This window comes from Arthrobacter sp. D5-1 (assembly GCF_017357425.1).
Classification (GTDB): Bacteria; Actinomycetota; Actinomycetes; order Actinomycetales; family Micrococcaceae; genus Arthrobacter.
Genome location: NZ_CP014571.1, coordinates 3,171,676 through 3,196,664, shown reverse-complemented (window position 1 = coordinate 3,196,664; position 24,989 = coordinate 3,171,676). Strand labels below are relative to the sequence as shown.

The window sequence follows — 24,989 nt, the reverse complement described above, 5'->3', positions numbered from 1 at the left end:
TGCCCGGGGCATTGCTGTGTCCGCAAGGGGTAGGCTCGTAGGTGGAAACCCACCCCCAACGAACTAACGGTTTACCATGCGCAAGACCCAGACAATTGCATCCTTCGGTGTAAGCATCGCGACGGCTGGAGCTTTGGTCGCCATGGCGTCCGGCTGCTCAAGCGGCAGCGGAGGCACCGTCCCACCCGCAACGGAAGCGACGCCGTCGGCTTCTGCCTCTTCACCGCCGGGCACTCCGCAGCCAGCCACCACATCAGCGGCGCCAACAAAGCCATCCACGGTGCCTCCGCCCTCCGCTGCGCCTGCCACCAGCGCTCCTACGGCCGCGGAGCAACAGTTGGCGGCGCTCAGTCTTGAACAAAGGGTAGGCCAACTGTTCATGGTGGCGGCCAAGGCCACCGGCGCCGAGCCAGGAACCATGCAGGCGTTGAAGGAATACCACGCGGGCAACGTCTACTTGAGCGGGCGCAGCAAGGCAGGCAGTGCTGCCACCGCTGCCGTCGTGTCGTCGTTGACGGGAACGGTTTCCACCGCCACCACCGGCGGTTTGCCCCTCTTCGTAGCGACCGACCAGGAGGGCGGGTATGTCCAGGTTCTTTCGGGTCCGGGGTTCTCAACAATTCCCACAGCGTTGGTGCAGGCAGGGGCAGGGGAGTCAAAGCTCCGCGCCGATGCTGCAACCTGGGGCAAGGAGCTGCGAAGCGCCGGCGTCAACGTCAATCTTGCGCCCGTGCTGGACACAGTCACCAGCCCGGAGTTTGCGCCGTCCAATGCTCCGATTGGCCACTTCCAACGTGAGTACGGCTATGCACCGGGCACAGTGTCGACCCTGGGCAATGCCTTTGCCGATGGCATGAAGGACGCGGGCGTCGCCCCTGTAGTGAAGCACTTCCCCGGCCTGGGCAGGGTAGTCCCCAACACGGATGTCACCAGCGATGTCAGGGATACCTCCACCACCCGGAACGATCCCGCCCTGGAACCGTTCCACGCTGCCATCGCATCAGGCACGCAGTGGGTCATGGTATCGAATGCCTACTACGACAAGATTGACCCCTCGAACATCGCACCCTTCTCGCCTACGGTGATGGAGACGATGCTGCGTTCAGACGCCGGCTTCACGGGGATTGTCCTATCCGACGACCTCTGCAGTGCCGCGCAATTGGGCGCCTGGTCCGATGCGGACCGCGCCCTGAATTTCTTCGCGGCCGGTGGAACCATGCTGGTGTGTGCAGATCCTGCGAGCATTCCTGCCATGCACCAGGCCGTGGTGAAGAAAGCCACAGCAGATGCCTCCTTCCGCGCCAAGGTGGATGCTGCCGCCCTGACAGTGCTGCGGGTCAAAGCAGGGTAATGATCACAGTAAAGAACCCCGCCTTCGAAACGAAGGCGGGGTTCTCAAGACTTGTGGTTGTCTTGGCTAAAGGACGTCCGACAGGAAGCCCTGCAGGCGTTCCGTTTGCGGATTGGTGAAAAGCTGCTCCGGGGGGCCGGACTCCACCACTACACCAGCGTCCATAAAGGTCACTACGTCGGAGACATTGCGGGAGAAGCCCATCTCGTGGGTCACCACCACCATGGTCATGCCGCCTTGGGCCAGATCCGTCATCAGGGCAAGGACGCCCTTGACGAGCTCCGGGTCCAGTGCGGAGGTGGCTTCATCGAAGAACATGACCTCGGGCTTCATGGCCAGCGCGCGGGCAATCGCTACACGTTGCTGCTGTCCACCTGAGAGGTTGGCTGGCCGCGCGTCTGCCTTGTGCTTCAAGCCCACCAGGTCCAACTGGGCCAGTGCTTCATCGCGGGCCTGTTCCTTGGACATGCCACGGAGCTTGCGCAGGGCCAGCGAAATGTTCTCCGCCACCGTCTTGTGGGGGAAAAGGTTGAACTGCTGGAAGACCATGCCAATGCGGCGCCGCAATTCGTCCGGGTTGTCCTTGAGGACAGAGCGTCCATCCAGCAGGATGTCCCCCTGGTCCGGCTCGATGAGCCGGTTCATTACGCGCAGGAGCGTTGACTTGCCCGAGCCCGAGGGGCCGATCACGGAGGCCGTTGTGCCCTTCTCGACGTGCAGGTCAATGCCCCGCAACACGTGGTTGCTGCCGAAGGACAAATGGATGTTCTTCGCCGTTAACGTTCCTGAAGCGAATTCACTCATGCCTGGGCTCCCTTTCCTACCACTGCTGCTGCCTCGTCCGGTTCCTTCTTCTCCGGCCGGCCGGAGCGCATGCGGGCATCAATCCAGTTCACGAAGTGCGTGAGCGGGATGGTCAGCGCGAGGTAGAAGATGGCTGCAGCGACATACGGGGAAAGGTTGCCGCTGTTGGCGGCGGCATCCTTGCCGATCTGGAAGATCTCACGCTCTGTGGCAAGAAGACCCAGCATGAACACCAACGAGGATTCTTTGATCAATGCGATGAACTGGTTGACCAAGGCAGGAAGGACCCTGCGGATTCCCTGGGGCACCACTACGAGGCGCATGGATGAGCCGTAACTGAACCCGAGGGCGCGGGTCGCTTCGAGTTGTCCCTTGTCCACGCTCTGGATGCCGGAACGGAAGATCTCGCCGATGTACGCGCCGGACATCAAGGACAACGCCGCGATGGCCATGGGGTACGGGCTGGTGGAGCCCGTCAGTTCACGAATGATGGGGCCGAAACCGAACCCGATCACCAGAATGGTCAGCACCGGAGGAAGCCCGCGGAGAATGTCCGTGTAAATGCGGGCTACCCACCGTGCTGCTGCGTTCCGGGAAATCCCCATCAGGGCGAGCAGCATCCCCAGCGCGGTCCCGATGATGCCCGAGACGACGGCCAGGACAATGGTATTGGGCAGGCCGACGGCGAACATCTTGGGGAGGACTTCGCCCATTGCCTCCCAGTCAAAGAAGGTCTCGGCCAGTTGATTGAGGATATCCATGGAACGCCCTGGTTACTTGGCGGGGAGCTGGACGGCCTTGCTGCCCGGCTTCCAGCCCTGGGGGGTCTGCTCGGCAGCAGTCGGACGGTCCTTGTACCACTCGGCCGTGAGCTTGGCCCACGTGCCGTCAGCAATGACAGCATCCAGGCCCGAGTTCAAGGCGTCGATCAGTGGCTGGTTGTCCTTGTTCACGGCGTAGGCAGTGAAGTTCTGGGTGTTGACAACCTTCTCGGCGATCTTGGTGTTGTCGCCCTCCTTGACCTGGCCCTCTGCCTGCTGGGAAGGAGCAACCCAAGCATCGATCTGGCCGTTCTTCACGTTGCCGTAGACCGTGTTGTAGTCAGGGAAGCGGACCGGCTCGATCTTGAGCGTGTTCGTCATGTAGTCATCCTGGACGGTGCCCTGGACAACGCCGATGCGGAGTCCTTCCTTGACGTCGGCGAAGCCGGTGACCTTGGAGTCGCTTTTGGTGACGATGGCCATGTAGCCGAAGTCGTAGCCGTTGGTGAAACCGACCGTCTTGCGGCGGGCGTCCGTGGTGGAGATCGAGGAGGATCCGACGTCGAACTGCTTGTTGCCTACCTGGGACAGGAGTGCTGAGAAGTCAGTGGAGGCGAACTCAACCTTGAGGCCCAGCTTGTCGCCAATGGCGCGCAAGAGCTCATTGTCGTAGCCGGTGAACTTGCCCGAAGGGTCAATGAAGATGTTCGGCGGGGCGTCGGAGAGGGTGCCCACCCGCAGGGTGTCGTCGGTGATGAGGCCCAGCTTGGACTTGTCGATCTTGTCCAGCGGCGTCACCTCAGCCGTAGTGAACGTGTCGAGCGATTTCTGGTCGCTGCCGGCCAGTGCATCGGTGGGCGAACCGCTGGGCTCGGAAGTTCCACCGCCGCATGCTGCCAGGGAAATCACCAGGGCTGCGGCCACGGGGGCAACAGACAGCCACTTAGGGGCTTTGAATTTCATAAAGAAATCACTTTCATCGGGTCACGGAGACGATTCACGGTGGGCGGGGAATGTGGCAACCGAAAGAAGGTTTGCTGCCTTAGCAGACTTCAACCCGCCAAACTTAATTATGTCACCAGCCCACCGGAGCATGGTGAATCGAAGAAATGGTGGCTCACGCTCGATTACGCCGAATATTGTTCCCGCCCGGGCATCATCGAGCGCCGTACTATTCCGACGCTGCTCTGGCTTGTGGAATCCGCGCGCAACTGAGGCTAAAACGCGAGTTCCCGAGAATCATGTGACATGCGTCGCAGGGCGAAGCCTCGAAGGGATCTCCCCGGCTTAGAAACCGCCGCGGCTGGCGTCCTCGGGCGGCAGAACCGGCCACTCGCCCTCAATGACCGCAGTGGGTTTGCTGCGCCGCAAATACTGCTGGAAATCGGCGGCCTGCGATGCCGCCCAGTCTACTTGCAGTTGGTGGAGGGTGGTTGCCGGCATGTGCAGCTTGGGGAACTTGCCGGCCATCGCGTCCAGGACACGGAGAGTGGCGAGTGCATCCGCGGCAGAGGTGTGCGCGTTGGTCAGGTCCACGCCGTATTCCTCGCACAGGGCAGTAAGGGTGCGCTTGCCCTTGCGGTAGCGGTCCACTTGCTTGTTCATCACGTAGGGGTCCAGCACCGGGAACCGGCTCAGTTGCGGTACGCCATAACGCGCGGACTCGGCCGCCAGTACCGTGAAGTCGTAACTGGCGTTGAAAGCGATGACGGGAGTGCCGGCGTCGAAAAGTTCCTGGAGAACCGCAGCAACCTCGCGAGTAACCTCCGCTGCGGGGCGGCCTTCCGCGCGGGCCCTCTCGGTGGTCACGCCATGCACTTCACTGGCCTCGAGGGGGATCTCAACGCCCGGATCCGCCAGCCATTCGTGTTCGGCAATGAGCTCTCCGTGGGCATCCACAACGGTGATCGAAGCCGTGACTATCCGTGCCGACCGCGAGTTCTTCCCGGTGGTCTCGAGGTCGAATGCGGCACGGGAGAGGGTGTTCCAGGAGCTCATGATTTCAAGTTACCGGCTGGGTCCGACAGTCTTTGGGCGCGACACTCCTGCCGTTACCCTGAACACATGCGGATGGAGTATGTGACGGCGGTTCTTGCGGTGGTGGACCTCGTGCCGTCGGGATCGGCGGTCTCCTACGGCGACGTGGCAGAGCTCCTGGGTGCCGGCGGACCGCGTCAGGTCGGCGCAGTCATGAGCCACTACGGAAGCTCCGTGGCTTGGTGGCGTGTCCTTCGGGCCAGCGGGGAAGCGCCTCCCGGCCACGAGGTCGATGCCTTGAAGCATTACCTGCAGGAATCCACGCCGCTGCATGGCGCCTACGAGGCCTTCCTCAGGACCGGGGAAGGCCGTTGGCGGGTTGACCTGACCACGGCGCGATGGGCGCCTTCGGACGCCGACTTCGATCAACTTGATGTGATCTCTGACCAGTTGGAGCGTCAACTCCATAAATTGTCGGTGCCCGATGATGAAATGACTGTGTGACCGCCACTCCCGCCAGAACCCGCCAATCACCGGCCGCTCTTCGCCTGCTGCCTCCGCGCGAGACCCACTATGCGGCACCTGTCTTGTCCCCGGACCAGCAGGCGGTTGTTTCCCTCCGGCAGGGGAGCGGCCCCGTGCTTGTGCCCGGAGGTCCGGGCACGGGCAAGTCAACAGTGCTTGTGGAATCCGCAGTGCGCCGGGTCCGTGAAGACGGGCTGAATTCGGAGCAGATCCTCATACTCGCCCCGGGGCGCCACGCCGCCGCAGCTTTGCGCGACACCTTCACCGGACGGTTGGACCGCAGTCTCAGTACGACGCCGGCGCGCACCTGGGCGTCGTACGCCTTCGACGTCATTCGGCGGGCGAAGGCCGAAGGCGTCATACCCCTGGCCAGGCCCCCAAAGCTCCTCTCAGGTCCGGAGCAGGACCTCATCATCAAAGAACTCCTTGAAGGCCATGCGCGGCCGGGTTTCCAGCTGCCCTGGCCGGAGGATCTCAGTGCTGCCCTTCCCACCCGGGGCTTCCGCCACGAGATCCGCCAGTTGTTCGACCGCATCATTGAGTCCGGCCGTACCGCAGAGGATTTGGTGGGTCTCGCCTACGAATGCGGTCGTCCCGATTGGATGGCCGCAGCCGAGCTGTACAGCGAATACCGGGACGTTCTGGACCTCCGCATGCCCGAGGCTTTTGACCCCGCAGGAATCATCACTACGGCGCGCCAGATCTTCCAGGATTCGCCGGCATTCCTGGCCGCGGAACGTGAACGCCTTCAGCTGATCCTCGTGGACGACGCCCAGGAATCCAATCCTGCGATTTTTGAACTCCTCGCCGATATATCGGAGGGCAAGGACGTCGTGGTCACCTACTCCCCGGATACCGTAGTGCAGGGCTTCCGCGGTGCCCGTCCTGACCTTGTGGCCGAGTTGCCTTCGCTGCTGGGAGGCACCCAGGGCGCGGTCACTGAACGTCCTTTGTGGTTCACCCACCGGCACCTCCCCGTGGTAGCAGAGGCCTGGACGCGCGTCGCGGCACGTATTTCACAGCGTTCCGGCGGTCAGCTGGCCAGGCGGCTTGAGCAACTGCCAGGTCCGGGCAATGCAGGTGAGCCGCCTTCCCGTGATGGCAGGGTGGAAGGGCATGTGCTGCCATCCGCTGTGCATGAGCTGCGTTACGTAGCCCAGCGGATTCTGGAAGCCCAACTGAGGGAGAACCGGGAGTTCAGTGACATCGCCGTGATCGTGCGGAACGGTGGACAAATTTCACAGATGCAGCGCTACCTTAGTGGCCAGGGAATACCGGTGCGGGTTCCAGTGGCAGACTCGGCCGTCCGGGACGAAGTAGCTGTGCGTCCTCTTCTGGAGGCCTTCGCGGTTGTCCTGGACCCGGCCAAGTTGACGCCGGAGATGGCTGTTTCGCTGTTGACATCCCGCGTCGGCGGAGCCACTGCCATCGAATTGCGCAGGCTTAGGCAGTCACTCAGGCGCGAGGAACTCCTGGGTGGAGGCGGCAGGTCCAGCGATGCCCTCCTGGTGGAAGCGCTGCTTGAACCCGGAGCGCTGGCGTCATTGGGCATTGAAGGCAGCGCCGCCCGCCGTCTTGCCCGCATGATCGCGGCGGGTGCCACGGCCGCTGCCGAGCCCGGTGCCAATGCGGAGTCAGTCTTGTGGGCTTTGTGGCAGGCCACCGGTTTGTCGTCGCGCTGGGCGGAAATGGCGCTGGAGGGTGGCAACGCCGGCGCACGTGCGGATCGCGACCTCGACGCCATGATGGCCCTGTTCCATACGGCCGAACGCTTCGTGGACCAATTACCCGGATCCGGTCCCGAGCAGTTCCTGGACTATCTGTTGAACCAGGAACTTCCCATGGACACTCTTGCGGCACGAGCCCAGCTTGAGGCGTGCGTGGAGATCATGACGCCCGCCAGCGCAGCGGGACGGGAATGGCCAGTGGTGATAGTCGCCGGACTCCAGGAAGGCGTCTGGCCGAATACGCGCCTGCGTGGTGAATTGCTTGGCAGCACCGTCTACGCCGACGCCGTGGAGCATGGAGTGGACTACGCCGTGCGGCGGGGACCACTGAGCAAACTCCGCGATATTCGGTACGACGAACTCAGGAGCTTTTCAACGGCGGTTTCCCGGGCCCGTGAAGTCTTGATCTGCACGGCCGTCTCCTCTGAAGACGACCAGCCCTCGGCGTTCCTGGACTACGTAGCACCATTGGAGTCCGGGCAGTACAAACGCGACTACACTCCCGTGGACCGCCCCATGACACTCAGGGCGCTTGTCGCGGAGCTGAGGCAGCACGCGCAGTCGGAGGAGTCCGTTGCCGACGCCGCCAACGTTGCCGCCACAGGGCTGGAAGCAGCGCGGATACTGGCCCGGCTTGCCAGCACGGATCCACCCGTTCCGGGGGCCCACCCGGACACATGGTGGGGTTTGGCACCGCTGAGTTCCAGCGGGCCTGTTGTCCCTCCGGGGGGAACAGTCTCCGTCTCACCTTCCAAAGTTGAAGCTGTCCATAAGTCACCGCTGGACTGGTTCGTCCAAGCCGCTGGTGGTGAGGCCGCCACTGATTTTGCGCGAAGCCTTGGCACGTTGGTCCACAGCATTGCCCAGGAACTGCCCGAGGCCTCGGGGTCAGAATATGTGGCTGAACTCGTCCGCCGGTGGCCAACCTTGGGCATGAAGGATAACTGGGAAGGGAAGCTCGATTTCCAACGCGCAGAACAGATGGTGCGCAAATTGGCCCAGTACATCCTCATTATGCGCAGCGAGGGAAGGAGCCTGCTGGCCGTAGAGCACGACTTCGAAGTAGAGCTTCCCGACGTCAGCCTCGATGCCTCGGATCCGGCAGATCCCGAAGCGGTTGCCACCCGGCAGGCAGTGCTCCGGGGCCAGGTGGACCGCCTGGAGGTTGATTCGCAAGGCCGGCTTGTGGTGGTGGACCTCAAGACCGGCAAGCGTCAACCGGGCAAGGCCGAAGTTGCCAGGCACCCGCAATTGGGTGCTTACCAGGCGGCGGTGCTCAAAGGTGCCTTCCGGGACGCTGGAACCGGCGAAGAAACGCTCGACGCCGGGTCCCGCACCGGTGCTGGTGGTTTCGCACCTGGCGGCGCGGTGCTGGCCCACCTTGGAACCAAGGCGAAGACGCCGGCAGTGCAGCAGCAGGATCCCTTGGATCCTTCAGTGAACTGGGCGGAGGAGCTGGTCAACGACGCTGCTGCGCTCATGGCAGGAGCCTCATTCGAAGCACGGCACGATCCCGGCAAGAGCGGGCATGGCGGCCACGGGTGCCGCCTCCCGGATGTTTGCCCGTTGTGCGCCAGAGGAAAGCAGGTCACCGAATGACAACAGAGCTCCTGGACGGATTTGCCGGCGCCCTGCCCGGCACCCGTGACGGCATACATGTTCCCGAACCCCGGTTCTCTCCGTCTGAGCTGGCCGGCATCCTTGGCGAGAAGAACCTGCCCACTGCCGAACAGTCGGACATCATTGCCTCTTCACTGTCACCCCGGCTGGTGATCGCCGGGGCTGGCTCCGGCAAGACAGCCACCATGGCGGACAGGGTCGTGTGGCTCGTTGCCAATGGGTGGGTCCGTCCGGAGGAAGTGCTTGGCGTGACGTTCACGCGTAAAGCTGCCGGCGAACTGGCCAGCCGGATCCGAAGCAAACTGGCCACCCTCCAGCGCATCGCGGCAGAGGATGACGGCAGCATTGGGTTCCCCGAAGGGCTCCTGGGGGCTGACGACCTCGAACCGAAGGTTTCCACCTACCACTCCTATGCAAGTGGCATTGTGACCGATTATGGGCTCCGGCTGGGCATTGAGCGCGATGTCGTCCTGCTGGGTGGGGCACAGTCCTGGCAGCTGGCCAGCGAAGTAGTAGAGGCCTACGACGGCGACTACGAGCATTTCACGGCGGCCAAGTCCACGTTGGTCAACGCCGTCATACAGTTGGCGGGGGAGTGCGCCGAGCACCTTCAGGACCCGGGTTCAGTACGCAACTGGGTGCTGGAGCGCGTGGAGACGTTCGAGCAGCTTCCCTATGTAGCTGGTGCCAGCAAAAACCCCACCCAGGCAGCAGCATCATTGGCAGCCATGCTCCGGACCCGCGCCAGCGTGGCAGACATGGTGGTGCGCTACCAGGAAGCGAAGCGGCAACGCGGAGTCCTTGATTTTGGGGACCTCGTGGCCCTTGCTGCCCGAATCGCCAGCGACATCCCGCTCGCAGCGTCCACGGAGCGGGCACGGTACAAGGTGGTACTCCTGGACGAATTCCAGGACACCTCCCATGCCCAGTTGGTGCTCTTCTCCCGCCTCTTCGGGCAAGGTCACGCAGTGACAGCCGTAGGGGACCCCAACCAGTCGATTTATGGATTCAGGGGTGCCTCTGCCGGGCAGCTCTTCCATTTTGTCCAGGAGTTCCCTGTCCGGTACACGGACACCATAGGCGGCGCAGAGACGTATTCAGTGGCTCCGACCTCATACCTGACCACCGCTTGGCGGAATGGCAGGAACATCCTTGAGGCAGCCAACACCATTGCCGCGCCGTTGAACAAGGCTGCGGCCATGGACGGCCCGGCAGGGGGCAGGGATACAGCCGGGAATGTCTCAGTCCCGGCGCTGGCCCCGAGCCCGGCCGCCGTGGACGGAAGTGTGGTAATCGGTCGTTTCAGCACCGATGAGGACGAAGCTGCAGTCATTGCCCGTGATATCCGGCGCTACAAACGGACAGTCTTCGAGGAAGAGAAGGACGGGACGCCGGTCAAACCGACCATGGCTGTCCTGTGCCGGAGGCGGGCGCAGATGGAATGCCTCCGCCGGGAATTCGAGCTGCAGGGAATCGCCTACGAGATCGTGGGTCTTGGCGGCCTGTTGGACACCCCGGAAATCGTGGATCTGGTGGCCACCTTGCGGGTGTTGGCTGATCCCGGGCGTTCCGATGCCCTGATGAGGCTGCTGGCCGGGGCGCGATGGCGTATTGGCCCGGCAGACTTGATGGCGTTCAACGACTGGTCGCGTTTCCTGGCTCGCCGCCGGGCAAATCCGGGCACCGCTTCCGAACCCATGGATGACAACGAGGAACCGGCCGCAGTGGTGGTTGAAAGTGACATTACCGATGCCTCCAGCCTGGTGGAGGCCCTTGATTTCCTACCCAAGCCCGGCTGGACGTCGGGGCATGGTCGCACCCTTAGTCCCGCTGCCCTGGAACGACTGACCCGCCTTGCCTCGGAACTTCGTTCCCTCCGGAGCTACATCGGGGATGATCTCACCACGCTCCTTGGTGAGGTTGAACGCGCCATGCTCCTGGATATCGAGGTGGCCGCCAAGCCTGGAATCAGCATCCACCAGGCCCGCCGGAACCTTGATGCGTTCCAGGATGCCGCGGCCGGATTCCTGCAGACGTCCCAACGGATTGATCTGCTGGCCTTCTTGTCGTGGTTGGAGGCAGCGGCCTCCGAAGAAGGCGGATTGGATCTGGCCACTGTGGAGACCAACCGGGAAGCTGTGCAGTTGCTGACGGTTCACGCCTCGAAGGGGCTGGAGTGGGATGTCGTCTTCGTCCCTGGCCTCAATGCCGGATCATTCCCCAGCACCAGGGATTCACGATGGAGCAGTGGGGCTGCGGCGCTGCCTTGGCCGTTGCGTGGCGACCGCGCCGACCTTCCCCAGTGGGACCTGGACCAGCCAGACCAAAAGGGGTGGCTGGACGCGGAGAAGGTTTTCAAGGCCGAGGTCCAGCATCACGGTGAGGCCGAGGAGCGGCGGCTGGCCTATGTGGCCTACACCCGGGCAAAGTTCGTCTTATGGGCGTCCAGTGCTGCCTGGAACGGTTCGCGCTCCGGAATGGCCGGTATGTCCGCCTTTCTCTCCGACTTGGCGCCTCTTGCTGGAGTTCCGGGTGTTGCCACAGGCGACGGTACTGGGATGCCTGCAGGCCGGACAGGCTCAGCGGTGGTTCATCCCGAATCCGTGGCTGAGGAAACACTCCCGGAGGAAAGCCCACTGACCACCACCCTTGAAGTTGCCGGGTTCCCTTACGATCCCCTGGAAGGTCCGTCTGATCCCAGGACTGGCGCCCGTCTTAGGCTGGCTCCTGGACGCAGGCTAGCCATGGACCAGGCCGCGGCCAACGTCCGCGCGTTCATCGCCGGCGCACCGTACCAAACTCCGGCCCCTGAGCTCACGGGCCCGGCGGCGAAATGGGCCCAGGAGGCGGACCTGCTCCTTGACCGTCAACAGCAACGCAAGACCACCCAGGATGTCCATCTCCCGAGCCACATCTCTGCCTCACTCTTCGTGGATCTTGGCGCGGACCCGGCTGCTGTGCTTTCGCAGCTCCGCAGGCCGGTGCCACGCGAACCGGGTATTTCGGCGCGTAAAGGCACGGCCTTCCATGCGTGGGTTGAAGAGTACTTCGGGACGACGGGCATGCTTGACCTCGATGAGGCTCCGGGTTCGGATTCGCACATCGACGAGGCATACGGCTTGGACGAGATGGTGGCGGCGTTCAAAAAGTCCGAGTGGGCCCAACGCGCGCCTGCCTTCGTCGAGGTGCCGGTGGAGACACGGATTGGCGACGTCGTAGTCCGGGGACGCATCGATGCCGTCTTCCGCGACGCGGACGGCCGCTGGCAGTTGATCGACTGGAAAACCGGCCGACGACCAGCGGGTAAACAGTTGGCAACACGTGCCGTGCAGTTGGCCGTTTACCGGTTGGCCTGGGCCAGGCTCAAGGGTGTGCCCCTGGAAGAGGTCAGCGCGGCGTTCTATTACGTGGCGGATGACTCAGTGGTCCGGCCACACGATCTGGGAACCGCCGACGAACTGGAACAAATCGTTGCCAAGGCGTTGGAAGCCGGCGGCCAAGGACGCTAGGGCCGACCGGTGCTGGGGCCAATTGGTGCTAGGACCGGTTTGCTGTATGGAGCGGCGTCACCTTGACCACGCTGATGGCGGCAGTGGATGTGTCGTCCGGATCGTTGGTGCCGTTGGAATCGCCGCCCCCGGCCTGGACGGGCTTCTCCGTTTCCTCTGCGTCGGCAGTTGATCCCGGGGCAGTTGTTCCCGCCTGCGCCGACTCCAGAGACCGCTCCGGGGACGTGGCAGACGTCCCGGGGATGGCTGCCACCGTAACCGTTGGTTCGGCGTTGGGAATCGCTACGACACTGACGGGAGGGTTTTGGCCTGCTGAAGTGGCGGCAGCCTGCGCATCGGCAGCCAGGATTTCAGCGGCCTCATTCTCGGCGGCCTGCGCTGCTTCTTCGTCACGCCGCGCTTGCTCGTCAATGTCAGCGGAGAGTGTCTGAAGCATTGACTCTGCCTCCGCCGTCATGCTCTGGTGCCCGGCAGCCATAGCCTTGACCAGGTACTGGGCCAAGGCGAATTCGGCCAACAAAGCTGCCCGCCGGAGCAAATGAACGTCGGGCTTCTCACGGCGTGCCTGGGTGTAGTGGTTCAGGACGGCCTCAACGAACGACGCTTCGTTAGATGCCACCAGCCATGCGAAGTCGTCGGCGGGATCACCAATCCGGAGATCGGTCCACCCCGTCAGGGCAGTCACGGAGTCATCCTGCACCATGAGGTTGTCTTCGTGGAGGTCACCGTGGACCACCGAGGTATTGAACCGCCACAGTGCAACGTCTTCCAGGGCGTGCCCCCAGCGCCGGAGCAGGGTGGCAGGAATCTTGCCAGTGGTTGCCGCCTGGTCCAGTTCATTGAGCTTCCGCTGCCGGAACTCGTTGGCAGAGTAGCTGGGCAGGTCCGCGTTGGTCACCAAGGTCAACGGGAGGTCATGGATGGCAGCCAGCGCTGAGCCGATCTCCCTGGCAAGGGCGGGACTGCCGGCAGATAGCTCGTCAATGGAGAGCATCGCACCGTGCAGGTGGGTGTAGACAAAAGTGGTGAGGTCGCCCTGGCGCACAGTGCCGGCAATGGTTGGCACGTGGAAGGGCAACTCTGCGCGAATGGACGGAGCGAAGGCGCGCAGCACCATGAATTCGGTTTCCAGCCGGGTGCTGGCCTCCGGATGGCGCGGTGAACGGACGCGCCAGCGTTTGCCATCCGCGTCGAGCAGCAACGCCGAGTCGAAGTCGGCGTCGTCGTCGGGGGAAAAGGCTGTAGCCGTCGGCGCCAGGCCAGGCACCGCCGCGGTTGCTATAGCGGCCAGTTCGAGCGGTGTTCTTCTCACCTTCTCAACGGTAGATTGAGTGGGGCCTGTGGCCATGATGCAGTGCGGCGAGTCTTCAGATCCGCCGTAAAACAGGGCATTTTTGCAGGCGATGGACGCCCGGCGGGGTGCATCCACAAGGGGGGACCCTCCCAAATGTTATTTGTCGGTACGAATCAGTACGGTAGATACATGAGCTATACGGAGTCACCGGCGCTGGCCAACCACCTGATGGAGACCGTTCTTCCAGTGCGCCCTGCCATGGTGGATCGTGGCTCCGGGGTCCGGGTTAAGCCCGGCATGGTGGAGGACCTCCTGGCTTCCGGGGCGGCCCAAGCCATGGTTATTTCCCAGCGCAAGGCACTCGTGACCGCTGATGGACTGTGGTTCGGGGACGCCACGTCCCTGTGGAATGCCCTCAAGGGAGCAAATCCCGGTTCCACCGCGGCTGTTTACCTGGGCATCACGTTGGAATCGTCTTCCTTGCCTGAAGGAACGCCTGTCCTGTTGTTCACGGTGGCGGAACCACCGGTGCCGGGCACCGCTACGGTGCCCGCGGATGCCCAATGGGCGGGTTTCAGGGAAGTCGCCGGCCGATTGGACGCCAGCGATACTGCGCTGTTCATCGAGGCCAGCGCAATCTCCAACTGGCACGCGACGCACACGCACTGCCCGCAATGTGGCCATCCCACGGACATCGAGGCCGGCGGATGGGTACGTCGGTGCCCCAAGGACAATTCAGAGCATTACCCCCGGACGGATCCCGCGATTATTGTCACGGTAGTGGGTCCGGACGGCCGCCTTCTCCTAGGCGGTGGGGGCCCCACAGACGCCAGGAATTACTCGACGCTCGCGGGCTTCGTGGAACCTGGAGAATCGCTGGAGCAGGCGGTTGTCCGGGAAATCGGGGAAGAAGTAGGTGTGCGCGTGTCGGCATGCCAATACCTCGGTTCACAGTCCTGGCCATTTCCCGCATCGCTGATGCTGGGCTTCACCGCCACCACTGAAGACTCGGTGGCCCGGCCGGATGGCATTGAAGTCACCAGGGCGCGCTGGTTCAGCCGTGAAGAGCTGCAGGCAGCCGTTTCCAGCGGAGAGATCACCATTTCCTCGCGCCTCTCCATTGCGCGTTCACTGATTGAACATTGGTATGGCGGCATTATCGAAGACCTCCAGCCGTGACCGAAGACGTTTTCGACGCCGGTGGTTCACTGGAGGAACGCATCCTCGGTGGCTTGGATGAAGAACAGCGCGAAGTAGCAAGTACCTTGACGGGGCCCCTGTGCGTTCTCGCGGGAGCGGGCACAGGTAAGACGCGTGCCATCACCCACCGCATCGCGTACGGGGTCCACTCCGGCGTTTACAGTCCGCAGCGGTTGCTCGCCGTAACTTTTACAGCGCGTGCCGCTGCGGAGATGCGCAGCAGGCTTCGGGACCTTGGTGTGGCGAATGTCCAAGCCCGCACGTTCCACGCAGCCGCCCTGAGGCAGTTGCAGTTCTTCTGGCCCCAGGCCATCGGCGGTACGTTGCCGAATCTGTTGGACCACAAGGCCAATATGATCGCGGAGGCTTCCCGCAGGCTTCGGCTCAGCACCGACCGCGCAACCATCAGGGATCTGGCCGCAGAAATCGAGTGGGCCAAAGTGTCCATGCTCACTCCCGCCAACTACCTTGAAAACGCCCAGGACCGCGGAACGCCCGGCGGTTTTGACCTGACGGCGGTATCCAGGGTTTTCCAGGCATACGAGGACATCAAGACTGACCGGAACGTCATCGACTTCGAAGACGTCCTCCTGATCACAGTAGGTATCCTCCAAGAGGATCCAAAAGTGGCGGCAACGGTCCGGGAACAGTACCGCCACTTCGTAGTGGACGAATACCAGGACGTCTCCCCGCTGCAACAGCGACTCCTGGACCTGTGGCTCGGAGGCCGGAACGAGTTATGCGTGGTGGGCGATGCCAGCCAGACTATCTACTCCTTCACGGGTGCCTCACCCAAGCACCTGTTGGGGTTCAAAGCGCAATTCCCGGACGCTACTGTCGTTAAGCTGATCCGCGACTACCGGTCCACCCCGCAAGTGGTGAAGTTGGCCAACGACCTCCTCGGGTCCCGGCGAAGCGGTGGGCCCGTCGCGGATGCTGCCTGGGCGCCGCCGCTTAAACTTGTGGCCCAGAGGCCGGCCGGTCCCGAACCGCGCTTCATGGAATGCCCGGATGACGAGGCTGAGGCTGCAGTGGTGGCCGGCCGGATCCAGGAACTGCTTGATACCGGAATTAAGGCCAGCGAGATCGCGATTCTGTTCCGCACAAACGGCCAGTCCGAAGCGTATGAACAAGCACTCGCTTCAGCCGGCATCGGATACCAGCTTCGTGGCGGAGAGCGATTCTTCGCACGCAAGGAAGTCCGCGACGCCATCCTCCAACTGCGCGCCGCAACCCGGGCCGTCGCCGAGGGGCCGCAGGAGCCGCTGGGGCAGATCGTTCGGGACATCGTCGCGTCGCTCGGTTATACCGACGCCGCGCCGCACAACGGGGGTGCGCTCCGTGAACGATGGGAATCCTTGGCAGCATTGGTCGCTTTGGCAGATGAACTGGCCGTCAGCCGTGGCGAGGCTTTCACGCTGGCCGAATTCGTCAACGAACTCCAGGAACGCTCGGTAGCCCAGCACGCACCCACCGTCCAAGGGGTCACCCTTGCTTCCCTTCACGCCGCCAAGGGACTGGAATGGGATGCCGTGTTCCTGGTGGGCCTGAGCGAAGGACTTATGCCCATCTCCTTCGCAGACACCCCGGAAGACGTTGATGAGGAGCGACGACTGCTCTACGTCGGTATCACCCGGGCACGGGAACATCTGAACTTGTCCTGGTCAACGGCCCGCACACCGGGCGGCCGTGCCAACCGCAAGCCATCGAGGTTCCTTGACGGACTTCGCCCCAACTCAGTGGCGTCCGCAAACGCCCGCAGCAAGACAGGTCCCACTCGCCGGAAAGCCGCCGCACCGGCGTCGTGCAGGGTGTGCGGAACCATGCTCGCCAGCGGTGCCGAACGCAAGGTGGGACGTTGCAACCAGTGCCCGCCGTCCTATGAGGAACAAACCTTTGATGCGCTCAGGCAATGGCGCAAGGATGAAGCGAAGTCCGCCGATGTCCCTGCCTATGTTGTTTTCACTGATGCAACTCTCACTGCCATCGCCGAGGCCAAGCCATCGTCATTGGAGGAGTTGGCCGGTTTGGCAGGAATTGGGCCGTCCAAACTCGAACGCTACGGCGAAGCGGTCCTGGCGGTCTTGACCGAGAGCACCGAGCTCTGATGGTGCGCCGATCGGCTGCGGATGCTGACGTTCCCCTGGTCACCGACGACGGCGCTCCCGTGGTCGTGCGCCGATCAGCCAGGCGGCGCAGGACGGTCGCTGCTTTTTGGGAGGATGGCAAAGCCGTTGTTGCCATCCCGGCCAGCTTCACCAAATCCCAGGAACGGGAGTGGGTCCACCGCATGCTGGCCAAGCTGAAGAAGCAGGGCGAGCGACGGTCAGGCCCGGGCAGTCGCCGCCCGGCGACAGACGAAGTCCTCGCGGAGCATGCCGCGCATCTTTCGCGGACCTATTTGGGCGGGCGGGCCGTCCCGACATCCGTTCGTTGGGTCAGCAACCAGAATTCGCGATGGGGTTCTGCCACTCCGGCGGACGGCACCATCAGGCTTTCCAACAAGCTTCAGTCCATGCCGCAGTGGGTTATCGACTACGTTCTGGTGCACGAGCTCGCGCACTTGCTGGTGGCGGGGCACAACGCCGACTTCTGGAAGCTGGTGGAGTCGTACCCCGAGACGCAGCGCGCAAAGGCCTTTCTGGAAGGTGTTGCCTTTGCCACCTCAAGGGGTCTTCCGCCGGATTCGAACCCGGCACCGGATTCAGGGGCTTAACGCAGCAACGGCCACCAGGTAGGTGGCGGCCGTTGCTACGTAAAGCTCCGGGGGCTCGCCTACTTGGCCGGGCCCTCAGTGTCCGTGTCATCTTCTTCGGTTTCCTTGCCAGGGGTCTTCCCCGCAGCATCGCCCTTTTCCGGGGCATCCGGGGCATCCGGGGCATCAGCATCCCCGGCCTCGTTGGTGTCATAGCCGCCGCTGAGCAGCTTCTGCAGGGCATCGTCAACTTCGCTGTCGCTGGCTTCGGCCAAACGGCGGCGTTCGGAGAAGCCCTTGGGATCGTCCAGGTCTTCACCGGTGGGCAGCAGATCCGGGTGGTGCCAGATAGCGTCACGGCCGGCAATGCCGCGTTCTTCCTTCAGCGTTGCCCACAGCGTGGCGGCCTCCCTGAGCCTGCGGGGACGCAGCTCCAGGCCAACAAGGGATGAGAACGCGTGTTCGGCCGGGCCACCCGTGGCGCGACGACGACGTACGGTCTCGCGGAGGGCGGTGGCAGAAGGAAGGACCTTGTCCGTGGCCTCCGCGGTGAGCTCGTCCACCCAGCCTTCAACCAAGGCGAGGGCGGTTTCGAGCTTCTCCAGGGCGGCCGTCTGCACCGGGGTCCGTTCCGGGGTGAATACACCTTGCGAGAGCGCTTCCTGGATTCCCTCAGGGTTGCTGGGATCAAGGTCGCGGGCGAGGTCTTCAATACGGGACATATCTATGTGGATCCCTCGGGCGTAAGCCTCAATGGCGCCCAGAAGGTGGCCACGCAACCACGGAACCTGGACGAAAAGCCTGGCGTGCGCCGCTTCACGGACGGCAAGGAACAGACGGACGTCGTTCTCCGGGAGGCTGAGGCCTTCACCGAATTTGGCGACGTTGGCTGGCAACAGCGCCATTTCCAGGTCAGCCAGAGGAACACCGATATCGGTGGAGCTGACAACCTCGGCCGAGAGCGCACCGATGGCCTGCCCCAGCTGCATGCCGAAGATTGCGCCACCCATGTTCTGCAGCATCGACGAGGCACCGCCCATCATGGACTTCATTTCCTCGGGCATTTGCTGGGTGAGGGCAGTGGACAGGGCGTTGGCGACGCTGTTGGCAACGGGTTCGGTCAGGCGCTTCCACGTACCGAGAGTCGCCTCCACCCACTCTGCCCGCGACCACGCGTGGCCGATCAGGCCGGTTGCTGAAAGATCGGTCACGGGGTCCAGCCAGAGTTCCGCAAGCCTGAGGGCTTCGTCGATCTCCCGGGCCTGCACGGCGTTCACTGAGGGATCGGTGCTTGCCGCTGCAACCCGTCGCGCATTCTCATGGGCAAGCTGCCAGTTCACGGGGCCCTCGGAGGTGGAGCTCATCATGGCCTGGACTTGCGCGAACATCTGCTGGAGCAGTTGGGGATCGTTGGGCAGGCCGGCTGCCTTGGCAAGCTCGGCGGGATCGATGTTGCCCATGCCCTGGCCGCCCATCAGGTTCTGCAGCATTTCTGCCAACGGATCCTTGGGAGTGTCGTCGTCGTTGGACGGGTTGTTGGGGTTGGATGTCATGGTGCCGCCGATCGTCGAACTGGCTGGTGATCTCTTTCACCGTACCCCGCGGCCGTAGCGCTGTCTGCCCGGATGCGGCGTCGTTCGCTGTAGGCAAAGCAGCCCGCCAACGCCGGACCGCGTAGTGTTGATGTTTGGTATGTGCAGCCGCCGTCTTCGGTGGCAACAGCCATGTAACCGGTCACGCAATGCCGGCATAGAGAGGCCTCAATGCTAACTTCGCCCAGCCCCGAGGGCTCATTGGATCCGCGTCAAACGTCCGACGCCGATCCCTCCTCAGTGCCTTCGGCACCGCCCCGCGACACCAGGTTCATGATCATGGTGATCTCAGGCCTTTTGGCACTGGGACTCGGCATTGGCGCTGCCGCCCTGCCGGTTCCTTACGTGATTGAGTCAGCGGGGCCTACGTTCAACACTTTGGGCAAAGACGGCGATAAACCCGTTATCAAGATCTCCGGACGCGAATCCTTTCCCGCCAATGGCAACCTGGATCTCACCACCGTGGTCATGACCGGCGGTCCAAAGAGCCCGGCCACTATCTTTGACGTGTTCCGTGCTTGGTTGGACAGTTCCAAAGCCATTTATCCCGAGGAACTGATCTACCCCAAGGGCACCACCGCTGAGCAAACGGTTCAAGAGGGTGAGATCGCCATGGAGACCTCCCAGGAGAATGCGTTCGCCGCCGCATTGCGGGAGCTGGATATCCCGTTTGAGCAACGGCTGAATGTCGCGGGACTCTCGGAAGCTTCACCCTCAGCCGGGAAAATCCAGGAGGGCGACCTCCTGAAGTCCATCAACGGCAAAGCCATTACGTCCATGAGCGTGATCCAGGCCGAGTTGGCTGCTGGTGCAGGGGCGCCGGCCGAGGTGGTGGTCGAGCGGAAGGGGGCTCTGGTGACGGAAACCATTACGCCCACCAGGAATTCGGCCGACCGCTATGTCCTGGGTGTGCTCCTGGCCAGTGACTTCACATTCCCGTTCGATGTCAGTATTTCCTTGGAGAACGTGGGAGGACCAAGCGCCGGAATGATGTTCGCCTTGGGAATCATCGACAACCTCGCCCCGGGCGACCTGACGGGCGGCAAACACGTCGCCGGCACCGGAACCATCACAGCCGATGGCGCCGTGGGTCCCATCGGTGGGATAGCCCAGAAGATGATCGGAGCACGGCAGCAGGGGGCCACCATGTTCCTGGCTCCGGCCGCCAATTGCGCTGACGTCGTGGGCCATGTTCCCGATGGTTTGCAGGTGGTCAAGGTCGAAACCCTGGCCGATGCCACCGCCGCTGTGGAACGGCTCGGTTCGGGAGACGACACGACGGGCCTTCCCACCTGCACAAACAACTAGACTGGCGGTGGAACTTAGCTCCACCGCCACTCGTGGCATATATGACGGCCTCCGCCATATCCCAGCGGCAGAGAATGTCAACCACTCGCATACCGACTGTTCACTGACACCAATGAGGTACAGAGTTTGTCCCGTCCCGCCAGCTCCAACCCGCCCGGAAGATCACCGCTGAGACGAGGTGCCCTGACGCCGACGCTCATTGTCGTGGCAGTGGCCGTCGTCGGGTTCATTTTCTTCGCCAATGTGTGGACCGACGTCCTCTGGTACCAGCAGCTTGGTTTCTTCGAAGTGTACATACGCGAAAACCTGGCCAGGATCATCACGTTCCTGATCGGTTTCGCCATGATGTTCGCTGCTGTGTTCTTCGCCATCAGGATCGCGTACCGCTCCCGCCCCGTTTATGCCCCGGATGCCGAGTCGCGGGATAACCTCAACCGCTACCAGGCCCAGCTTGAGCCTGTACGCCGGGTTGTCATGATCGGCCTGCCCATCCTGTTTGGCCTGTTTGCCGGCAGCGCGGCGGCCAGCCAGTGGCAGAAGGCCTTGCTGTTCTTCAACCAGGAGCCATTCGGGCAGACAGATCCGCTGTTCAACCTCGACATCAGCTTCTACCTGATGTCGCTTCCCTTCCTGGGCTTCGTCACGGGCTTCTTGATCAGCATCGCCGTAGTGGCCGGTATCGCCGGAATCCTGACCCACTACCTTTACGGCAGCATCCGCCTGATGGAGCGCGGTATTTTCACCAGCCGCGCTGCCCAGATCCACATCGCTGTGACCGGTGCACTTTTCCTGATCCTGCTGGGTGTCAACTTTTGGTTGGACCGTTACACCACGGTGCAGAGCAATTCCGGCCGCTGGGCCGGTGCACTGTATACGGATGTCAATGCGGTGGTTCCCACCAAAGCGATCCTCGCGGTTGCCGCGGGGCTTGTGGCCATTCTGTTCATTATCGCCGCGGTCATCGGACGCTGGCGCCTGCCGGTCATCGGTACCGCCATGTTGGTCATTACAGCCATCCTGGCCGGCGGTGTCTATCCGTGGGTTATCCAGCAGTTCCAAGTACGTCCCTCGGAAAACACGTTGGAGAAGGAATTCATAGACCGAAACATCAAGATGACCCGGGCCGCGTATGGCCTGGACCAGATTGATGTCTCGGCCTACAACGCCACCACCACAGCCACGACTGGCGCGCTCGCTGCAGATGCGCAAACCACTGCGAACATCCGCCTTCTGGACCCGAACCTCATTTCTTCAGCGTTCGCGCAGCTGGAACAGTATCGCCCGTACTACCAGTTCCCCCAGACCTTGAATGTTGACCGCTACATGGTTGACGGCAAGGTTCAGGACACAGTCATCGCAGTTCGCGAGCTGAACCCGGATGGCCTGAGCGCCAACCAGCAGACGTGGGTCAACAGGCACATTGTCTACACGCACGGTTACGGTGTTGTGGCTGCCAAGGGCAACAAGTTCACCGCTGATGGAAAGCCGGAGTTCCTGCAGTCCGGCATTCCGTCAAATGGTGTCCTCGGCAATGACACCACCTACGAGCCCCGCATCTACTTTGGCGAGAACTCTCCCGAGTACTCCATCGTGGGAGCGCCTGATGGTGCGCCGAACCGTGAGCAGGACCGGCCGGCAGGCAGGGAAGGCGGGGGAGAGACCCAGTACACCTTCAGCGGCAATGGCGGTCCCAACGTTGGAAACTGGCTCAACCGGATCCTCTACTCCATCAAGTTCCAGTCTTCGGACCTGTTGCTTTCCGATGGTGTCAACGCTGAGTCCCAGATCCTGTACGAACGCAATCCCCGTGAACGTGTCGAGAAGCTCGCCCCGTACCTGACTGTTGACGGCAATGCGTACCCGGCCGTTGTCGATGGTCGAGTGAAGTGGATTGTTGACGGTTACACCACCAGCCAGTACTTCCCGTATTCGCAGCCGCAGCAGTTGCAGAACGCCACTGCCGACTCGCAGACCAGCGCTGGCCGCACGGTTGCCTTGCCGAACAGCTCGGTCAACTACATCCGCAACTCGGTCAAGGCCACTGTGGATGCCTACGACGGTTCAGTAAACCTCTATGCATGGGATGATCAGGACCCCATCCTGAAGGCTTGGCAGAAGGTCTTCCCGACCGTTATCAAGCCCTACTCGGAGATGTCGGGCGACCTCATGAGCCACGTTCGGTACCCGGAGGATCTCTTCAAGGTCCAGCGTGAGCTTCTCGGCCGGTACCACGTGACGGATCCGGACAGCTTCTACCAGAACAATGATGCTTGGAGCGTTCCGAACGATCCCACAGTTTCCGAAGCCGTCAAGCAGCCGCCGTTCTACATGTCGCTGCAGATGCCTGACCAGGAGAAGCCTGCCTTCCAGCTGACATCGTCCTTTATTCCACAGACGGTCAACGGCAGCGCGAGGAACATCCTGTACGGCTTCCTTGCTGCGGACTCTGATGCCGGAAACGTCAAGGGCGTCAAGGGGGAGAGCTACGGAAAACTGCGGCTCCTGGAGCTCCCTACCGATACCCAAGTCCCTGGGCCCGGCCAGGCACAGAACAAGTTCAACTCCGATCCCACCGTGTCACAGGCGCTGAACCTCCTGCGGCAGGGGGCCTCGGACGTTCTGAACGGCAACCTGTTGACGCTGCCCGTGGGTGGCGGTCTGCTGTACGTGCAGCCCGTCTACCTGAAGTCCACCGGTGAGACGTCCTACCCGACGTTGCAGCGCGTGCTGGTGGCTTTCGGTGACAAGATCGGCTTTGCGCCAACCTTGGACGAGGCCTTGGACCAACTGTTCGGTGGCAACTCCGGCGCTACCGCCGGCGATGCCGACAACAACGGCCAAACGCCCACCTCACCTCCGGGCACCACGACGCCGCCGGCTGGTCCCACTGATGCCAAGGCTGACCTCAAGGCAGCGCTGGACGAAGCCAATAAGGCGATCGCGGACGGCCAGGCCGCCTTGGCGAAGGGCGACTTTGCCGCTTACGGCGCCCAGCAGACCAAGCTGTCCGAGGCACTGAAGAAGGCCCTGGATGCGGAAACCCGTCTGGGCGCCACGGCGACTCCTTCGGCAACACCGGAAGCCAGCCCCAGTGCCACACCGTCGCCTTCTCCGAGCAGCTAGGCCTGGCGAAAAAGGCGACTGATATGGGCCGGTGCCCGCTCCTTTCGGAGCGGTCACCGGCCCTTTCAGTTTGGGGAGACGCACATCACGCAGCCAGGATTTGGTCTCCCATTCACCGGACGGTAATGTTGTTCTTGCGACGCGGGGTGGAGCAGTTCGGTAGCTCGCTGGGCTCATAACCCAGAGGTCACAGGTTCAAATCCTGTCCCCGCAACTGGAGAAAAGATCCGGATCAGTACTTACTGATCCGGATCTTTTGTTTTCCCCGGAATCCTGTGAAATCCACTGTGCCGACGTGTCCTCTGGGAGGGGTAGCGGTGGTCAACGCAGATGGAATGGAGCCCTAAGGCGAGGAAGTGATCTGCGGCACCATTGCCGCCATATGGTCAGAAGCACCCTGACGGGTGCGGTAGAGTTGATCTTGCGACGCGGGGTGGAGCAGTTCGGTAGCTCGCTGGGCTCATAACCCAGAGGTCACAGGTTCAAATCCTGTCCCCGCAACTGGAGAAAAGATCCGGATCAGTTTTTACTGGTCCGGATCTTTTGTTTAAGCGAAGTGCGTGATGACGGGTGCTAGCATCAGATCCGGATTTGCTGAGGCAGGAAAGGGGATGGGACGGACCCAATGGTCAATGAAGACGTCAAGCCGGGCCTCACCCGTGAAGTCCTTCAGAGGGACAGTCCCGTTGCTGTCTATCAGCAGGTGGCTGACGTTTTGGTGGACCAAGTCAGCCGGCTGGAGCCAGGATCCCGGATACCTACGGAAGAGTCCCTGATGGACGAGTACGGCATCAGCCGCACCACAGTCCGGAAGGCGATAGAAACGCTCGTGGTCAAAGGACTGTTGGTTCGCAGGCAGGGCAAGGGAACGTTCGTAATGGCCCAACGCCCGGTAAAAATGCTGAACCGCCTGGCTCCTTTCATGGAGACGTTCACGGCGGCGGGGATGAAGACCGTCAAAGGTCTTATCGAATACAAATGGATGGAAAAGGACAAGTCAGTGCCGGCAAAGCTGGTTTCTGATGACAACCTTGTTCTGGTGATCCGCCGATCGTATTCAAGCGCCGGCTGGCCGTATGCCATTGCGGAGATCTTCATCCCTTCGCACATCGGGCGCCATATCAGCCTTGCGGATGCCGAACGAAATTCCATCTATCAGGTTATTCAGGACAGGACACTGAAGCCGCTCCAGCGGGCGGAAATCACCGTGACCATGCATGAGCCCCCGGAGCACCTCGCAGACGCGCTCAACGTCCGTGGCTTCCCCATGGTGCCCCGACTGGAGCGGACCACGTTGGGCCCACACGGCGAGGTGCTGGAATGCACGGTGACCTACTTCCACCCGAAAGGGTTCGAGATCCGTGCTGAAGTGGCTACCGACGTAAGTCCTGGGCAGGATTCCGTGGTTCAAACTGCGGCGGGTTAGGTAAATGCCATCAGAGAAAATGGGCCGGATCCTTTGGAGGATCCGGCCCATTGGCTTGGTTCAGCAGTACATCACGG

17 protein-coding genes and 2 tRNA genes are annotated in these 24,989 nt (G+C 62.4%); 12 read left to right on the top strand and 7 right to left on the bottom strand.

What is annotated here, in order from left to right; translation table 11 throughout:
* Positions 1 to 63: 63 nt before the first annotated feature.
* Positions 64 to 309, bottom strand: coding sequence for a hypothetical protein (locus AYX22_RS24120; RefSeq protein WP_242703346.1), 246 nt, complete (start codon positions 307 to 309; stop codon positions 64 to 66).
* Here AYX22_RS24120 and AYX22_RS14620 point away from each other — a divergent pair.
* Positions 281 to 1,351 carry a glycoside hydrolase family 3 N-terminal domain-containing protein gene (locus tag AYX22_RS14620; RefSeq protein ID WP_242703345.1) on the top strand — a complete coding sequence of 357 codons (1,071 nt, stop codon included), beginning with the start codon at positions 281 to 283 and terminating at the stop codon, positions 1,349 to 1,351. The two genes, AYX22_RS24120 and AYX22_RS14620, sit on opposite strands and share 29 nt — an antisense overlap.
* Before the next feature lie 66 nt (positions 1,352 to 1,417).
* Here the strand turns inward: AYX22_RS14620 and AYX22_RS14615 are convergent, their stop codons facing one another.
* From AYX22_RS14615 to AYX22_RS14600, 4 genes are all read right to left on the bottom strand, one after another.
* Positions 1,418 to 2,155, bottom strand: a complete 738-nt coding sequence (locus tag AYX22_RS14615) for an amino acid ABC transporter ATP-binding protein (protein ID WP_207594071.1) — start codon at positions 2,153 to 2,155, stop codon at positions 1,418 to 1,420.
* Positions 2,152 to 2,916, bottom strand: a complete 765-nt coding sequence (locus AYX22_RS14610) for an amino acid ABC transporter permease (protein WP_089595652.1) — start codon at positions 2,914 to 2,916, stop codon at positions 2,152 to 2,154. The genes AYX22_RS14615 and AYX22_RS14610 overlap by 4 nt, the downstream gene beginning before the upstream one ends.
* Positions 2,917 to 2,928: 12 nt before the next feature.
* The gene (locus AYX22_RS14605; protein ID WP_207594070.1) at positions 2,929 to 3,879 is read right to left on the bottom strand and encodes an ABC transporter substrate-binding protein; all 951 of its coding nucleotides are present in this window, start codon (positions 3,877 to 3,879) and stop codon (positions 2,929 to 2,931) included.
* A gap of 324 nt (positions 3,880 to 4,203) precedes the next feature.
* On the bottom strand, positions 4,204 to 4,914 hold the full coding sequence (locus AYX22_RS14600) for a 3'-5' exonuclease (RefSeq protein ID WP_207594069.1): 711 nt from the start codon (positions 4,912 to 4,914) through the stop codon (positions 4,204 to 4,206).
* Between the two features lie 66 nt (positions 4,915 to 4,980).
* Here AYX22_RS14600 and AYX22_RS14595 point away from each other — a divergent pair, with 66 nt between their 5' ends.
* From AYX22_RS14595 to AYX22_RS14585, 3 genes are read left to right on the top strand one after another with little or no spacing between them, the layout of a single operon-like run.
* Complete coding sequence (locus tag AYX22_RS14595) at positions 4,981 to 5,397, top strand: MGMT family protein (RefSeq protein ID WP_207594068.1); 417 nt, start codon at positions 4,981 to 4,983, stop codon at positions 5,395 to 5,397.
* Positions 5,394 to 8,744 (top strand): ATP-dependent DNA helicase, encoded by a 3,351-nt coding sequence (locus AYX22_RS14590; protein WP_207594067.1) that lies wholly within the window; start codon positions 5,394 to 5,396, stop codon positions 8,742 to 8,744. Before AYX22_RS14595 ends, AYX22_RS14590 begins: the two co-directional genes overlap by 4 nt.
* Entirely contained in the window at positions 8,741 to 12,274 is a 3,534-nt protein-coding gene (locus AYX22_RS14585) for an ATP-dependent DNA helicase (protein WP_207594066.1), read from the top strand. The genes AYX22_RS14590 and AYX22_RS14585 overlap by 4 nt, the downstream gene beginning before the upstream one ends.
* A gap of 28 nt (positions 12,275 to 12,302) precedes the next feature.
* Here the strand turns inward: AYX22_RS14585 and AYX22_RS14580 are convergent, their stop codons facing one another.
* Entirely contained in the window at positions 12,303 to 13,586 is a 1,284-nt protein-coding gene (locus AYX22_RS14580; protein WP_242703344.1) for a macrolide 2'-phosphotransferase, read from the bottom strand.
* Between the two features lie 171 nt (positions 13,587 to 13,757).
* Between AYX22_RS14580 and nudC the strand changes: the two genes are divergently transcribed.
* The 3 genes from nudC to AYX22_RS14565 are packed head-to-tail and all read left to right on the top strand — an operon-like array spanning position 13,758 to position 17,484.
* Entirely contained in the window at positions 13,758 to 14,747 is a 990-nt protein-coding gene (nudC, locus tag AYX22_RS14575) for an NAD(+) diphosphatase (protein WP_207594065.1), read from the top strand.
* Complete coding sequence (locus tag AYX22_RS14570; RefSeq protein ID WP_207594064.1) at positions 14,744 to 16,876, top strand: ATP-dependent DNA helicase UvrD2; 2,133 nt, start codon at positions 14,744 to 14,746, stop codon at positions 16,874 to 16,876. Before nudC ends, AYX22_RS14570 begins: the two co-directional genes overlap by 4 nt.
* On the top strand, positions 16,876 to 17,484 hold the full coding sequence (locus AYX22_RS14565) for a YgjP-like metallopeptidase domain-containing protein (protein WP_207594063.1): 609 nt from the start codon (positions 16,876 to 16,878) through the stop codon (positions 17,482 to 17,484). The genes AYX22_RS14570 and AYX22_RS14565 overlap by 1 nt, the downstream gene beginning before the upstream one ends.
* A 59-nt stretch (positions 17,485 to 17,543) precedes the next feature.
* Here the strand turns inward: AYX22_RS14565 and AYX22_RS14560 are convergent, their stop codons facing one another.
* Positions 17,544 to 19,016 carry a zinc-dependent metalloprotease gene (locus tag AYX22_RS14560; RefSeq protein ID WP_207594062.1) on the bottom strand — a complete coding sequence of 491 codons (1,473 nt, stop codon included), beginning with the start codon at positions 19,014 to 19,016 and terminating at the stop codon, positions 17,544 to 17,546.
* A 210-nt stretch (positions 19,017 to 19,226) separates the two neighbouring features.
* On the opposite strand from AYX22_RS14560, the gene AYX22_RS14555 reads away from it, so the two are divergent.
* From AYX22_RS14555 to AYX22_RS14535, 5 genes are all read left to right on the top strand, one after another.
* On the top strand, positions 19,227 to 20,363 hold the full coding sequence (locus tag AYX22_RS14555; RefSeq protein ID WP_207594061.1) for a S16 family serine protease: 1,137 nt from the start codon (positions 19,227 to 19,229) through the stop codon (positions 20,361 to 20,363).
* A gap of 126 nt (positions 20,364 to 20,489) precedes the next feature.
* Complete coding sequence (locus AYX22_RS14550) at positions 20,490 to 23,486, top strand: UPF0182 family protein (RefSeq protein WP_207594060.1); 2,997 nt, start codon at positions 20,490 to 20,492, stop codon at positions 23,484 to 23,486.
* Between the two features lie 140 nt (positions 23,487 to 23,626).
* Positions 23,627 to 23,700 (top strand) — tRNA-Met (locus tag AYX22_RS14545).
* A gap of 213 nt (positions 23,701 to 23,913) precedes the next feature.
* Positions 23,914 to 23,987 (top strand) — tRNA-Met (locus AYX22_RS14540).
* Between the two features lie 124 nt (positions 23,988 to 24,111).
* The gene (locus AYX22_RS14535; RefSeq protein ID WP_207594059.1) at positions 24,112 to 24,912 is read left to right on the top strand and encodes a GntR family transcriptional regulator; all 801 of its coding nucleotides are present in this window, start codon (positions 24,112 to 24,114) and stop codon (positions 24,910 to 24,912) included.
* Positions 24,913 to 24,989 lie beyond the last annotated feature (77 nt).